Source organism: Haloferax profundi (assembly GCF_001469865.1).
Classification (GTDB): Archaea; Halobacteriota; Halobacteria; order Halobacteriales; family Haloferacaceae; genus Haloferax; species Haloferax profundi.
The window spans coordinates 1-13,368 of the sequence record NZ_LOPV01000482.1; the positions used below are offsets into that span (position 1 = coordinate 1).

The following is a 13,368-nucleotide window of genomic DNA, read 5'->3' on the forward strand; positions in this document are numbered from 1 at the left end:
CGCACCACCGCTTTCGGTCGCTGCAGACCTCCCCGTCAGTGACCTCATCGACCGTCTCCAAGAAGAGAACCAGGAACTGGCGATGGTTCGCGACCCGGACACCGACGAAGTTATCGGCCTCGTGACTGCCTCGGACGCGTTCGAGTCGATTACGGGGCAGTTGTACGACCCGTTGGACCTCGGCGCATAAGGACGCGACTATCCATCTGTCGGCCCCACTCGCACGCCGGCCCGGACCGCCCACGCTTTTCTGCCGGCCTGCGTACCGACTGTCATGACCCCCTTCGAACGACGCACCCGCGCGTGTCAGGACCGATTGGCAGACGTCGGGGCGGAGGCCGTCGTCTCGTTCCCCAGTCGGAATCTCCTCTACCTCGCTGGATTCGACGAGGAACCCGCCGAGCGTCACCTCTTCTTGTTCGTCCCCCGCGAGGGCACACCGGTGTTTCTCGTCCCCGACCTCTACGAGACGCAGGTCCGCGCCGAGTCGTGGGTCGCGAACGTCGAGACGTGGAGCGACGACGACGACCCGGTCGCCGCCGTCGAAGAGGTCGTCACCGACCTCGAACTCGGGTCGGGTCGTATCCTCGTCGACGACACGATGTGGGCGCGATTCACACAGGACCTTCGGACCGTCCTCCCGGACGCCGAATTCGGCCTCGCGAGCGAAGTCGTCGCACCGCTTCGAGCGACCAAAGACGACGCGGAACTCGACGCGCTTCGCCGTGCAGGAGCAGTCGCAGACCGCGTCGTCGAACGTCTCCGCGACATGGGCGAGCGATGTCTCGGCATGACGGAGACGGAACTCGCCGGCGAAATCGAGCAGTTGCTCGCCGAAGAAGGCGGTGAAGGCGTCGCCTTCGGCCCCATCGTCGGGTCGGGACCGAACGGGGCGATGCCGCACCACACCTACGGCGACCGAATCATCGAGGCGGGCGACCCCGTCGTCCTCGACTTCGGGACGCGCGTGGACCACTACCCGAGTGACCAGACGCGAACACTCGTCTTCGGCGGCGACCCACCCACCGAGTTCGAGAGGGTCCACGAACTCGTCCAAGAGGCCCGCACTGCCGCCTTCGAGACGGTCGAACCGGGCGTCACCGCGGGCGACGTGGACCGGGCGGCCCGCGAGGTCATCGAAGACGCAGGCTACGGCGACCGATTCATCCACCGAACCGGACACGGTGTCGGCCTCGACGTCCACGAAGACCCATACATCGTCGCCGGCAGCGACCGAAAACTCGAGGTCGGGAACGTCTTCAGCATCGAACCCGGTATCTACCTCCCGGACGAGTTTGGGGTCAGAATCGAGGACCTCGTCGTCGTCACCGACGACGGCGCGGAACTCCTGAACGACACCGACCGCGGGTGGAACTGTTAATTACCTGACTTTCGAGTGTGGCGTATGGTCTCCCGCGAAAATCTCGTCACGCTCGGGTTCGTTCTGGCCGCCTTCCCTGTCGCCTTCGCGGTTCAGGAGGTGACTGGACGATTCCTGTACTCCTACGCAACGGTCATCGTCGTCGGCGTCGTCGTTCCGACGGCTATCAACGAGTATCTGAACCACCAGCGTGCCGACTCGTGAGCGGCGACTACCCGGGGTCGGTCTCGAAACCTACTGAAAAGAAAACCTCGTCTACGGTCGTAGTGCTTACTCGTCGTCTTCGTCGGCCTCGCCCGAAGGCGTGATGTCGCCGATGATGGCATCGACGTCTGCGTGTTCGTAGAGCAGGCCGCGCATGCGCTCGACGGTGCGTTCGTCGCGGGTGCGCCCCGTGCTGACGATGTCTTCTGCGCGGTCGGTCACAGAGAGGGTGTCGCCGTTGACGAGGAGGACGGGGACGCCCTTCTGTTCGGCCTTGCCGATGACGGCACCGACTGGGCGGTGACCACCGGTGAGGATGATACACTTGACACCCGGCGCTTCGAGGGCAGCACGCTGGATGTTCGCGCGGTCACCACCCGTGATGACGGCAGCGTTCTTCGTGCGGCGGAAGTAGCGAAGCGCCGCGTCGCCACCCATCGCGCCGACGAGGAATCGCTCGACGAAGGCGTCGGTGGGCGCGTCGGTTGCGAGTTCGCCGCCGAGTTCGTCTGCGAGTTCTTGGACCGTGACGCCGGCGAGGTCCTTCTCGGTCGGAACGACGCCGAGGACGGGAACGCCGCGCGCTTCGAGGAAGGGCGCGACTTCGGTCTCCAGTTCGTCGTACGACGCGTCGCTCACGCGGTTGAAGACGACGCCAGTGAGTCGGTCGCTCCCGATGTCTTCGATTGCGGCGACGACGTCGTCGAGGTCACTCGGGTGCTGGTAGTCGGCGACGAGGATGACCTGCGCGTCGAGGAGTTCGGCGATGTCGGCGTCCGTGAGGTCGACGATGCCACCGGTGCGGTACGAGCCACCGCCCTCGATGAACATCAGGTCTTTGCCCTCCGAGATGTCCTCGAAGTGGTGCGAGATGACTTCAGAGAGTTCTTCGCTGTTCTCCTTGCCGCGGATGGCACCCTGGATGAACGTCGGGGAGTAGACGACGGGTTCGAGTTGGTGCATCTCGGCGTCGACGTCGAGCAGTTCGCGCGCCAGCATCGGGTCTTCGTCGAGGGTCTTGCCGGTGCTGGATTGCAGGCGCGTCCCTTTCGGCTTCATGTAGCCGACGTCCAGTCCGCGCTCCTTGGCGAGGAGGCCAAGCGCGAGCGTGATAGCGGTCTTCCCGGTGCTTTCTCCGGTCGAGGTGACGAGTACCGTGTTCATTGTTGAATGTTTGGTTGGTGAAGTGTTTAAAGTTCGTCCGGGTCCACGGTCAGGCGAACGTCCACGGCCTGAACGCCGTCGGGGAGTGCGACGAGCGGGTTGATGTCGAGTTCGAGGATGGCCGGGAAGTCCGTGACGAGTTGCGAGAGACGCTGGATAGTCTCGGTGATGCCACCGATGTCGACTGGGTCGGCACCACGGGCACCACGGAGCATCGGTGCGGCGTCGATTTCCTTCGTCATCGCTTCGGCCTCAGACTCGGCGACGGGCGCGACGCGGAACGTCGTGTCTTCGAGAATCTCGACGAAGATGCCCCCGAGACCGAACATCATGAGCGGACCGAACTGCGGGTCGCGGTTCATGCCGACGATGGTCTCGACGCCGTCGTCGAGGTTCACCATCTCTTGGACCTGTACGCCGAGGATGTTGGCGTCAGGCTGGTAGTTCTTGGCTCGGGTGATGAGGTCCTCGTACGCGTCGTAAACGTCCTCGTTGGAGACGCCGACTTTGACGCCGCCGATGTCGGACTTGTGGAGGATGTCGGGGCTGACGATTTTCATCACGACGTTGCCGTCGATTTCTTCGGCGACGCTGAGTGCGTCGGCCGGGTCGTCGACGATTTCGCCCTGCGGCGTCTCGATGCCGTAGGCGTCGAGTAGTTCCATCGCCTCGACGCCGCGGCGTGTCTCGTCGCGCTCTTTGACCGTCTCCAGAATCTCACGGGCACGCTCGCGGTCCACGTCGAACTCGGTGGGTGCGTCGTACTCGCGCTTGCGGATGTCGGCGTACTCCGCGAGTGCTTCGAGAGCGTCCACGGCGCGCGAGGGGTCGAAGTAGTTCGGGATACCGGCGTCTTTCATCAGGTCGGACGCGGGTTCGACTCGTTCGCCACCCATGAAACAGGCCGCGATTGGCTTGTCGTGTTTCTGCTGGAGTTCGACGGTGTCCTCGGCGAGTTGCTCGTAGTCGAGGACGGCCGTCGGGGCCGTGAGGACGATTGCACTCCCGACGTTCTCGTCGGCGAGGGCCACGTCGAGTGCGTTCTCGAAGCGCTCGTTGTCGGCGTCGCCGACGATGTCGACGGGGTTGTAGATGTTCCCCTCTGGCGGGAGCGTCTCGGAGAAGTTCGAAAGCGTCTCGTCGGTGAAGTCGGCCATCTCGAGGTCGGACTCACCGATGGCGTCGGTCGTCATGACGCCGGGGCCACCGGCGTTCGTGATGACGGCCACGTCTTTGTTCTCGGGAAGCGGTTGGTCGCCCAGCACGCGCGCGGTGTCGAAGAGGTGCTGGACGGACTCGGCGCGGATGACGCCGGCTTGTTCCAGACCCGCCTCGTAGGCCGCGTCGGACCCGGCAATCGTCCCGGTGTGCGAGGATGCCGCCTGCGCACCGGCGTCGGTCTTGCCGGACTTGACGAGGACGATAGGCGTGTCCTTGGTCACGTCGCGGGCGGAGTCGATGAACTCACGGCCCGCACTGATGCCTTCGAGGTAGCCGATGATGACTTCCGTGTCGGGGTCGTCGTTCCACGCCTCGATGAAGTCGGCCTCGTCGAGGACCGCCTTGTTGCCGAGTGAGACGATGTCCTTGAAGCCGATGTCTTCGTCGTTGGCCCAGTCGATGACGGCCGTGATGAACGCGCCCGACTGACTCATGAACGACATGTTGCCGTCGAGGGCCATGTCGGGTCCGAACGTCGCGTTCATCCCGACGTCCGTGTTCATGATACCCAGACTGTTGGGTCCGACGACGTTCATGTCGTACTTCTCTGCGATTTCACGGAGTTCCTGCTCGCGGGCGGCACCTTCGCTGCCCGTCTCGCCGAACCCGGCCGTGATGACTACAGCGTTCTCGATTCCTGCCTCGCCGGCGGACTTCATCGCGGGAAGGACCACCTTCGGAGGGACGACGATGACTGCGAGGTCGGCACCCGTCTCCCCGACGTCAGCGTAACACTCGAAGCCGAACAGTTCGTCGTACTTGGGGTTGACCGGGACGACGTCCCCATCGAAGTCCTCGATGAGGTTGTCCATGATAGCCCGGCCAATGGCCCCTTCGCGGTCGGTCGCGCCGACCACTGCGATACGGCTCGGCGCGAACAGCTCGGATAACTCTCCCATCACGTGTTGATACCCAGCATTGACTGATAAATTCGGGGGTGTGACCGCTCTCACGGCCTTTGGTGGCACGCTACAGTAGCGTAATTAATGAGGATGGTTCGTGGTTCGTTCACCGCAATCTGGACCCAAATTGCTGTCGCTCGGTTTCGATAGGCCCCCCTGGATTCCCCCCAAACGTCTATAGGAACACCCCGAAAATTCCGGGGCATGTCGTCCGCTACTGACACGAAGCCCCTCCACCAGACGGTGGGCGCCCGAATTGCCGTCGCCCTGTTCTTACTCCTGACGTTCGCCTACGCGGTGCTCGTCGCCCAACAAATCCTCCTGTGGGTCTTTCTGGTCGTCGCGACTGTCGTGTTGTGGTACGCTGCGAGACTCGTCGTCGCGATGGAACAGATTGCGACGGCGCTCAGTCGACTCGCAGACACGCAGACGGACGCGAACTTCGCACTCGAGGAGTGAAATACTGCGACTTTCCCTCGACTGGTGAGGGTCAGATTAAACCGCGCCCATCCTCTCCGAACCATAGACTATCACTTCGACCGATAATCTCTGGGAAAACCTCGCCCACGGTGCGCTTGCAGACGGTTTGTCCGTTTTCACCGATTGTCGAGTAAACCGGAGCGTATCGATTACGTGAGAGTTTTATACGAACTTCGGAACCGCTTAACTAACTATTGATGGTGCTATGTTATCTACGCGATGTATCCGTTACAAGTCACACTGACCGACTCACTCGTACAGTTGACGAACGAAGTGATTGCGTTCCTCCCACGACTGCTGGGCGCGGTTCTCATCCTACTCGTCGGGTGGTTCGTCGCACGAATCGCCGGGCGTGTCATCACCGGCCTGGCGGACCGGGTCGAAATCGACAAGGCAGTGCTCGCGACGCCGATTGGGAACATCCTCGGTGGAACAGAAGCAGCAGTATCGCGGGCGTTCGGGACACTCGGACGATGGTTCGTCTACGCGCTGACCATCCTCGCTGCTGCCGACGTACTGGCAGTCGACCTGTTCTCCGAGTGGATTTCGACTGCTGCCTCGTACGCGCCGGCGTTCGTGGCCGGGTTGCTCGTCATCGTCCTCGGGTTCGTCGTCGCTGACTTCATCGGCGACGCCATCACGCGCACCCGTGCGGCAACCGAGACGCCCTACACCAGCATCTTCGCCGTCGGGACCCGAGTGTTCCTGTACTTCACTGCCGTCGTCATCGGCCTGAGCACGATGGGTATCGACGTGGCCATCCTCTTCACCATCGCGCAGGCGTTCGCGTGGGGCCTCGCCGCGGCACTCGCTATCGGTGTCGGTGGTGCAATCGCCTTCGGCGCGCGCGACTACGTCGCCGCCAACGTAGAACGCTGGATGGGTTCGGCCCGGTCCGTCGCCGCGTCGCCAGTCACCCCGATGGGCGGTGACAGCGACTCACCCGAGGGAACGTCTCCCGCCGACGACTGAACGACCCCCGGTTCGATTTTTCCACCCGGAAGTGGCGACGATTCAGACACAATCGTGAGTGCTCACTGTCCCTTCAGACTGTCGCCGCCAACGGCAATCGTACCAATTTGTAAATGTAATCGGTTTAGTCGATTTTTTGGCGCGACGAAACCTGTAGTGGCCGAATTTTAGGCTCTCCGAATTTAGGCCAACCGAATTCTATCTAAAATATGATAATACTTATCCGGTTCGGACAAGTACGACTGATATGGACCAATTTGGCGCCCTCACGTTCGTCTTTATTGCAGGGCTCATCACGGCAATCGCGACCGGAATCGGTGCGCTTCCGTTCTTCTTCGTCTCGGACGTCAGCGACCGCTGGAACGTGGCGCTGTGGGGCATCGCATCCGGGATTATGGTCTCCGCGTCGCTGTTCGGCCTCATCTTCGAGGGCCTCGCCAACGGGACGCCCCTCCAACTGGGAATCGGCCTGCTGGCCGGCGTCGTCCTCGTCGTCGTCGCCCACCACATCATCGAGGGAGCGGAAGTCAACCCGAAGAAGTACGAAGAGGCAGACTTCCGAAAACTGCTGTTGATTCTCGGTATCCTCACCGTCCACAGTTTCCCGGAGGGTGTCGCCGTTGGCGTCTCGTTCGCCGACCTCGGCCTCGACGGTGGCGTCCAACTGTTCGGGTTCGCCGTCCCCATCCTCGCACTGTTCATGACCATCGCAATCTCGATTCACAACGTCCCCGAGGGACTCGCAATCTCCATCCCGCTTCGGTCGATGAACGTGCCAAACTGGAAACTCGTCTGGTGGGCCATCTTCTCCAGTCTCCCGCAACCCATCGGCGCGGTCATCGCGTTCTACTTCGTCCGTATCGCCCGCGAGTTCCTCCCGTTCGGGTTCGGGTTCGCGGCGGGTGCGATGGTGTTCCTCGTCCTCACGGAGTTCATCCCCGAGGCACTCGAACTCGGTGAGCGTCTCCCCCGCGGCGGGAAGGTGGAACTGCTCGCTGGACTCGCCGCCGGGTTCGCCATCATGATTCCGCTGGCGTTCATCTGACGAGGGACGTTCGTCTCTCGTCGACGGGTTCTGTCGCTGTTGGTCCTGGACCAGCAGTGAAAAACGTGTGAGTCGGCTGCGCTGGAAACTCGCTTAGTGCGAGTGACCGAGGGCTTCGGAGAGTTCGATGCCGAAGCGGTCCTCGAAGAGGTCTTCCATCTTCTCGTTGAGTTCGGCGATGTCGGCCGGTGCGCCACCTTCGCTGTGGTGGGCGACGACGTGGGCCTGCTGTGCGAACGCCTGCACGACGATGTCGCCGACGACGCTCGTCGGGTCTTCGCCCTGCTCTGCGAAGATGTCGACGAGGCCAGCGGGAAGTTCGATGTCTTCGGAGTCACCGTTCGGTCCTTCGATGGTGTACGTCTCGGTTTCGACCATGCTCCCACGTGTGTTCGGACGCGGGTTAAGACTTGAGTTTACGGGCGTCGAGTACGCCCTGGCGACTCACTGAACCGACGGGTGAGAACTCCCGCAGCGAACCCGTCAGTCAGTCTGCGGAATCGCCATCGTCCCCACCGCGAAGAACGCGACGGCGAGGACAGCGAGAATCGCGAGGTTGAGGACCCAGTCGCCGCCCGAGTAGGTGAGCGCTCGGACCCCGCGGGCGAAGTACGTCAGCGGCGAGAGGTTCAACGCCGGTTGGAACCACGACGGAAGCAAGTCGGGCGTCACGAACGTCTCCGAGAGGAACAACAACGGGAGGGCGATTGCGTTGCTCGCGGCGATGACGCCATCTTGCGAGTCGGCGAGACTCCCGATGAGTGCGCCGAGGCCACAGAAGAGCGTCACGCCGAGTGCGATGAACGCGACGAGTGCGAGTGTCGACGCCGACAGCGGAATCGACGCGCCCGTGACGAGGAGCGACAGCACGAGGAGCAGCAGGGCCGCGAGGCCGATGACGACGACGTTGACGAGTGCGTGTGCGAGAAGCCACTCGCCACGGGTGAGGGGCGTCGTCGCCAACTTCTCGAAGCGGTTGCCGTCGCGGTGGCGAGCGATGGTACTGCCGACTCGCGAGAGCGGCGTAAAGAGGACGACGACGGCGAGGTAGCCAGCGATGTAGTACTCTTTGGGTTCGGCGAACAGGCCGCCGCCAGTCGGTTGGGTCTGCACGAGTGCGCCGAAGATGACGACGATGATGGCCGGGAAGAAGAACGTGAAGAAGACGGCCGTCCGTCGTCGGAGGAACGAGTGCCACGAGGCGACGAACTCCGAGCGGACGCGTTCGACGGTGCTCATGGCTCACCTCCGACTGCGGCGGCAGCAGCAGGCCGCGCCCCTTCGAACTGTTCGCCCGTGAGCGAGAGGTAGACCTCTTCGAGACCGGGTTGCTTCCACACGAGTGACTCGTAGACGACGCCCGCCTCGTCGAGGGCGTCGACCGCATCGCTAATCTGGCGCGGACCGACGCCGTAGACGGTGAGTCCGTCGTCGGTTACGTCGCCGGTGAGCGATGCGGGGAGCGACACGCTTTCGAGGTCCGCGTCGCCAGCAGTTCTCACGACGAGTCTGCTCTCGCCGCCGTACTCGGCGACGAGTTGGTCAGGTCGGCCGACTGTGACGAGTTGGCCCTCGTTGAGTAACCCGACGCGGTCGGCGAGGCGTTCGACCTCTTCCATCGAGTGACTGGTCAAGAACACCGTCGTCCCGCGGTCTGCTAAGTCGTCGATGAGTGTCCAGAGCGCTCGTCGGCCGGCGGGGTCGATACCGGTCGTGGGTTCGTCCAGAAAGAGCACGTCGGGGTCGTTCACGAGTGTCAGGGCGATACAGGCACGTCGCTGTTGGCCGCCCGAGAGGTTCTCGTACCACGTGTCGCCCGTGTCGGCGAGTCCGACTTCGGCGAGGACGTCGTCTGGGTCGCGGGCACCGTCGTAGAGGCCAGCGTAGTACGACACGAGTTCGTGCGCAGTCAATCGACCTGCCGGCCGGAAGTCCTGCGGGAGAAGACCGAGTCGCTGTCGGTCGACGTCCACTGGCGGACTCCCCAGAACCGATGCTGACCCGCCGTCGGGTGTGGTCGTGCCCGTGAGAGCGCGAATCAGCGTCGTCTTCCCCGCGCCGTTCGGACCGATGAGACCGAAGACCTCTCCCTCGGCGACTGACAGGGAGACGCCCGAAAGCGCCTCCACGTCGCCGTAAGACTTCGTGAGGCCGTCGGCGACGAGTACCTCGTCCATGTCGTACCCGACGGACCGGTCAGGTGGTAAGGGATTCGGAATCGGCGTTGGGTTCGACGCCCGTCGAGTGCCGGGCGACCCGGAAGAAGCCTCACTCCCGATGCACACCACTACGACGACATCGACGTCTGTACGAGTGGAAGCACGCGAATCAGTGGGACGACGAGGATGCTGAATCGTCTGCGAGTCGCCTGACCTCGGTGAGTTGCAGACTCAGGCCTCGTCACCGACGTTGACGCGGCGGCCAGTCGTCGCCGACTCGTACGCCGCCTCTGTGAGCGCCGTGACGTGGAGGGCGTCTTCCGCGGGGATGGCGAGGTCAGCCTCGTCGCGGGCGGCGTCTACGAAGTTTCGGAGTTTCTTCTCGGTCAACGTCTCGAAGTCGGGGACCGGTGGTGTCGCACGGTAGGTCGTTCCCCCCTCTGTCACCTCGATGGTCTCGCCGTCGAACGTGACCATTCCCTCGGTGCCGATGATGCGGAGCGATTCGCCCGGTTCGGGGATGCTCGGTCCGTCACCCGACACGGCGACGCTGGCCGTGAGTCGCTCGCCGTCTCTGTCCAGCACCACGGCGAGGGCCGAGTTCACGTCGACATCGTAGCCCCGGTGGTCGACGGCGGCAGCGACGGTGACTGGTTTCGAGCGCGTGACCCAGAGCATCGCGTCGAGCAAGTGCGACCCGGAGTCGTAGAGTTGGCCGCCGCCGGAGAGCGTCGGGTCGCCGCGCCACTCGTCTTTCGTCCACTGAATCCACTCCTGTTCGAGGTGGCAGACGACCATGTGTGGGTCGCCGATGCGTCCGGAGTCGACGAGGCGGCGGAGTTCGTGGAACCGCGGGTCGAAGTGACGCTGATACCCCACGGCGAGCGTGAGATTGTTCTCTTCGGCACGGTGGATGAGCGAGCGTGCGCCGCCGAGGTCGGTCACCATCGGCTTTTCGAGGTGGACGTGGATTCCGGCGTCGAGTGCGGCGAGCGCTTGGTCGAAGTGCTTCGTGTGCGGGGAGGCGATTGTCACCGCGTCGAGGAACTCGCCGTCGACGAGTTCGTCTACCGATTCGTACGTAGGAACGTCGAACTCGTCGGCGAAACGCTCTCGTACGTCTTCGACCGGGTCGACGCCGGCGACGATACTCACGCCGTCCATCTCGTCGAAGAGGCGACACTCCATGATACCGAGGTTTCCGAGACCGATTCCGGCGACTCTAAACATGGATTACATGTCGCGGGCGGGCGGCAAAAGCGTGCGGGCGACCCACAAGTGATATTCTACCGTCACGAGTGGGGCGAGTATGGACGACGCATCCATCCAACGGTTCGGCCTCGCCCTCACCGTCGCCGGAGCGACGTTTCACCTCCAAGCGGTCGCACAGTACCCACAGACAGGGTGGGCGACGTTCGGCGGGGTCCTGTTGTTCGTGGGACTGGCCGCGACGGCGTCACCGTTCGTCTCGCTGTCGTCCGGTGATGCGTCGTCTGGCGAAGAGCAAGCGGACACCGACGACTGATCGAACACTTCGCCGCAACTCGCACCCTTTAGTCGCCGGCCAACGTGTCACCGCGTATGAGCCTCGACTATCGACGACTCGGTTCGACAGGGACCCGCGTCTCGGAGTTGTGTTTCGGGACGTGGCGATTCGGGCGACGAACCGGCGGCGTACTGGAGACCGACGAAGCAGACGCCCACGAACTCCTCGACGCCTTCGAGGAACACGGCGGGAACTTCATCGACACCGCGAACGTCTACGGCGACCCAAACGGCACCTCCGAGGAGTACATCGGCAACTGGCTTGCAGAGCGTGACCGCGAGGACTACGTCGTCGCCTCGAAAGTCTACTTCCCGTTCGACGAAGAGAATCCGAACAGTCGCGGCCTCTCGCGGACGCACATCCGTAACCAAATCGAGGGGACGCTGGACCGCCTCGGCACGGACTATCTCGACCTCTACTACATCCACCGCTGGGACGACGAGACGCCTATCGAGGAGACGTTGCAGACGCTCAACGCACTCGTCGAAGAAGGGAAAGTGAACTACCTCGGTGCGTCGACGATGGCGTCGTGGCAACTCACGAAGGCGCTCTGGAAGTCCGACGTGCACGACTACGCCCGGTTCGACGTGACTCAACCACTGTTCCACGCGGGGTACTACGAGGACGTGAAAGACTACCTCGACGTGTGCGGCGACCAGGAGATTGCGGTCTGTCCGTACTCACCACTCGCAGGCGGGTTCCTCACCGGGAAGTACGAACGCGCCGACCCGGACAATCCAAAGGAGTACGTCGCGCCCGACGGGTCCCGCGGGTCGTTCGACGAACGCTTCGACAAGTTCTACCTCTCCGAACGTGGCTGGCACGTCCTCGACGAAGTGCGCGCCGTCGCCGACGAAGTCGACGCCAGTCCCGCACAGGTCGCCCTCCGGTGGCTTATGGACTACCCGGAGGCGACTGTCGTCCCCATCGTCGGCGCACGGACACCCGAGCAACTCCGTGAGAACGTCGGCGCGGCGGACGTGGACCTCTCGGCGGACCAGTGGGAGCGCATCATGAACGCCCGCTACGACGAGGAAGGGCGGCGCTGGGGGCACTGAGCGGGCGAGACTGCGCTCTTCTCACGCAATCCCGAGGTCCCGTAGGTAGTCGCACACGACGTGCGCGTAGAGGACGACGGCGACGAACGCGGCGAGTGATGTGGCAACAGACAGTGCCAACCCACCGACTGCGACGCCTCCGACGAGGTGGTGACTCAAGAGTCGCTTGCGATTGAAGTCGGTCCCGAAGTCGGTGAATAGCTTCTCCTGTTCGAAGAGACCGACCCGCGGATTCGTCACGGCGAGTCTGAGGTGTCGCCAATCCCCGCGTTCGACGCGGGCGATGACGAAGTGGTCGAGGTCCACGAAGACGCTCACCAGCACCGCGACGGCGACGAGCAGTGGCACTCCACCCGGTGGCCCGAGTGCCAGCGCGGCGACTGTCCCGACGACGGCACCCACGACGGCGTGTTCCAGCGACTTCACGACTCAGGCGGTGTCACGCGCCGACGTGCGGCCGGACTCGCCGGAGAATCTCGTCCGGGTCGTACTCGTCTTCGGACTTGTCCCAGACGCGTTCGCCGTCGACGGCGACGGTGAGGACGCCGTGGTCACCCGTTACGAGTGCGACGCGGTCCAGTTGCTGGCCGAACTGTTGGAGCAGGGTGTGCTGTATCTCCTCTGCGCGTTCGAGGAAACCACACGGGACGCAGTACTCGATTTCGACGTCTGTCATACGTCGGCATAGCGGGCGGACGAGTAAAAACGAGGTGGCGAAAACGAACGCGCCGGTGCGAATCGCTACGTGCTAAATCCGGGTCGCCACCGAAGCAAGACGACGGTGACGAGGAAGACGAGCGTCGAGAGGTCGTACGAGAACGTCGTCACGGTCAGCGCCAGCGCCGTCCCACTCCCGAAGACGCTCGTCGCGAGCGACGTGAGAATTGGCCACGAACACGAGACGCACGAAAAGAGGCCGACGATGCCGGAGACTGCCGCGCCCGCCGCTTCGACGACGGTGTCGTAGACGAGGAACGCGAGGGCGGCGTAGCCAATCACGCGCGCCGGCATCAGGATGAGGTTGAACAGGTCGCCGCCGTAGACCAGTGCCGGCCCCCATCCGGGTGGAAGGAACGCGACGCGGAGGCCGTCGGTTCCGCCCGGAACTGGGGAGGTGATGAGACCACCCGCGACGGCCAAGAGCGCGAAGTAGGCGACGCCGACGACTGCGGCCTTACGTTTCGTCGCCGCCGACGCAGCGGAGACTCTGGTGTCGAACAGGACCCAGAGGCCGAC

Annotated in this window: 17 protein-coding genes; 8 read left to right on the forward strand and 9 right to left on the reverse strand. The window is 63.5% G+C overall.

What is annotated here, in order from left to right:
- From AUR66_RS15710 to AUR66_RS15720, 3 genes are all read left to right on the forward strand, one after another.
- A partial coding sequence (locus AUR66_RS15710; protein ID WP_058573198.1) for a CBS domain-containing protein occupies window positions 1-190 on the forward strand: 190 nt, incomplete at its 5' end.
- Window positions 191-274: 84 nt separating this feature from the next.
- Window positions 275-1,381: a M24 family metallopeptidase gene (locus AUR66_RS15715; protein WP_058573199.1), complete on the forward strand. Its 1,107-nt coding sequence runs from the start codon at window positions 275-277 to the stop codon at window positions 1,379-1,381.
- Window positions 1,382-1,405: 24 nt separating this feature from the next.
- Window positions 1,406-1,585, forward strand: coding sequence for a hypothetical protein (locus tag AUR66_RS15720; protein WP_058573200.1), 180 nt, complete (start codon window positions 1,406-1,408; stop codon window positions 1,583-1,585).
- A gap of 66 nt (window positions 1,586-1,651) precedes the next feature.
- On the opposite strand, the gene AUR66_RS15725 is transcribed toward AUR66_RS15720, so the two are convergent.
- Together AUR66_RS15725 and acs are read right to left on the reverse strand one after the other, a co-directional pair.
- Window positions 1,652-2,749, reverse strand: a complete 1,098-nt coding sequence (locus AUR66_RS15725) for a phosphotransacetylase family protein (protein ID WP_058573201.1) — start codon at window positions 2,747-2,749, stop codon at window positions 1,652-1,654.
- A gap of 26 nt (window positions 2,750-2,775) precedes the next feature.
- Window positions 2,776-4,869 (reverse strand): acetate--CoA ligase alpha subunit, encoded by a 2,094-nt coding sequence (gene acs, locus AUR66_RS15730; protein WP_058573202.1) that lies wholly within the window; start codon window positions 4,867-4,869, stop codon window positions 2,776-2,778.
- A 207-nt stretch (window positions 4,870-5,076) separates the two neighbouring features.
- Between acs and AUR66_RS15735 the strand changes: the two genes are divergently transcribed.
- From AUR66_RS15735 to AUR66_RS15745, 3 genes are all read left to right on the forward strand, one after another.
- On the forward strand, window positions 5,077-5,331 hold the full coding sequence (locus AUR66_RS15735) for a hypothetical protein (RefSeq protein WP_058573203.1): 255 nt from the start codon (window positions 5,077-5,079) through the stop codon (window positions 5,329-5,331).
- A 240-nt stretch (window positions 5,332-5,571) separates the two neighbouring features.
- Entirely contained in the window at window positions 5,572-6,324 is a 753-nt protein-coding gene (locus AUR66_RS15740) for a mechanosensitive ion channel family protein (RefSeq protein ID WP_058573204.1), read from the forward strand.
- A 247-nt stretch (window positions 6,325-6,571) separates the two neighbouring features.
- Window positions 6,572-7,369, forward strand: coding sequence for a ZIP family metal transporter (locus tag AUR66_RS15745; protein ID WP_058573205.1), 798 nt, complete (start codon window positions 6,572-6,574; stop codon window positions 7,367-7,369).
- 93 nt (window positions 7,370-7,462) lie between these two features.
- On the opposite strand, the gene AUR66_RS15750 is transcribed toward AUR66_RS15745, so the two are convergent.
- From AUR66_RS15750 to AUR66_RS15765, 4 genes are all read right to left on the reverse strand, one after another.
- Window positions 7,463-7,747 carry a DUF7545 family protein gene (locus tag AUR66_RS15750; RefSeq protein ID WP_058573206.1) on the reverse strand — a complete coding sequence of 95 codons (285 nt, stop codon included), beginning with the start codon at window positions 7,745-7,747 and terminating at the stop codon, window positions 7,463-7,465.
- A gap of 105 nt (window positions 7,748-7,852) precedes the next feature.
- Window positions 7,853-8,608: an ABC transporter permease gene (locus AUR66_RS15755; RefSeq protein ID WP_058573207.1), complete on the reverse strand. Its 756-nt coding sequence runs from the start codon at window positions 8,606-8,608 to the stop codon at window positions 7,853-7,855.
- Window positions 8,605-9,546 carry an ABC transporter ATP-binding protein gene (locus tag AUR66_RS15760; protein ID WP_058573208.1) on the reverse strand — a complete coding sequence of 314 codons (942 nt, stop codon included), beginning with the start codon at window positions 9,544-9,546 and terminating at the stop codon, window positions 8,605-8,607. Before AUR66_RS15760 ends, AUR66_RS15755 begins: the two co-directional genes overlap by 4 nt.
- A gap of 213 nt (window positions 9,547-9,759) precedes the next feature.
- Window positions 9,760-10,758 carry a Gfo/Idh/MocA family protein gene (locus AUR66_RS15765; protein WP_058573209.1) on the reverse strand — a complete coding sequence of 333 codons (999 nt, stop codon included), beginning with the start codon at window positions 10,756-10,758 and terminating at the stop codon, window positions 9,760-9,762.
- 79 nt (window positions 10,759-10,837) lie between these two features.
- Here AUR66_RS15765 and AUR66_RS15770 point away from each other — a divergent pair, with 79 nt between their 5' ends.
- Both AUR66_RS15770 and AUR66_RS15775 read left to right on the forward strand, forming a co-directional pair.
- Window positions 10,838-11,053 (forward strand): hypothetical protein, encoded by a 216-nt coding sequence (locus AUR66_RS15770; protein ID WP_058573210.1) that lies wholly within the window; start codon window positions 10,838-10,840, stop codon window positions 11,051-11,053.
- Between the two features lie 56 nt (window positions 11,054-11,109).
- The gene (locus tag AUR66_RS15775) at window positions 11,110-12,132 is read left to right on the forward strand and encodes an aldo/keto reductase (RefSeq protein ID WP_058573211.1); all 1,023 of its coding nucleotides are present in this window, start codon (window positions 11,110-11,112) and stop codon (window positions 12,130-12,132) included.
- A gap of 21 nt (window positions 12,133-12,153) precedes the next feature.
- On the opposite strand, the gene AUR66_RS15780 is transcribed toward AUR66_RS15775, so the two are convergent.
- From AUR66_RS15780 to AUR66_RS15790, 3 genes are all read right to left on the reverse strand, one after another.
- Window positions 12,154-12,558, reverse strand: coding sequence for a metal-dependent hydrolase (locus tag AUR66_RS15780; protein ID WP_058573212.1), 405 nt, complete (start codon window positions 12,556-12,558; stop codon window positions 12,154-12,156).
- Between the two features lie 13 nt (window positions 12,559-12,571).
- On the reverse strand, window positions 12,572-12,808 hold the full coding sequence (locus AUR66_RS15785; protein ID WP_058573213.1) for a SelT/SelW/SelH family protein: 237 nt from the start codon (window positions 12,806-12,808) through the stop codon (window positions 12,572-12,574).
- A 65-nt stretch (window positions 12,809-12,873) separates the two neighbouring features.
- A partial coding sequence (locus tag AUR66_RS15790) for a DUF7546 family protein (protein ID WP_058573214.1) occupies window positions 12,874-13,368 on the reverse strand: 495 nt, incomplete at its 5' end.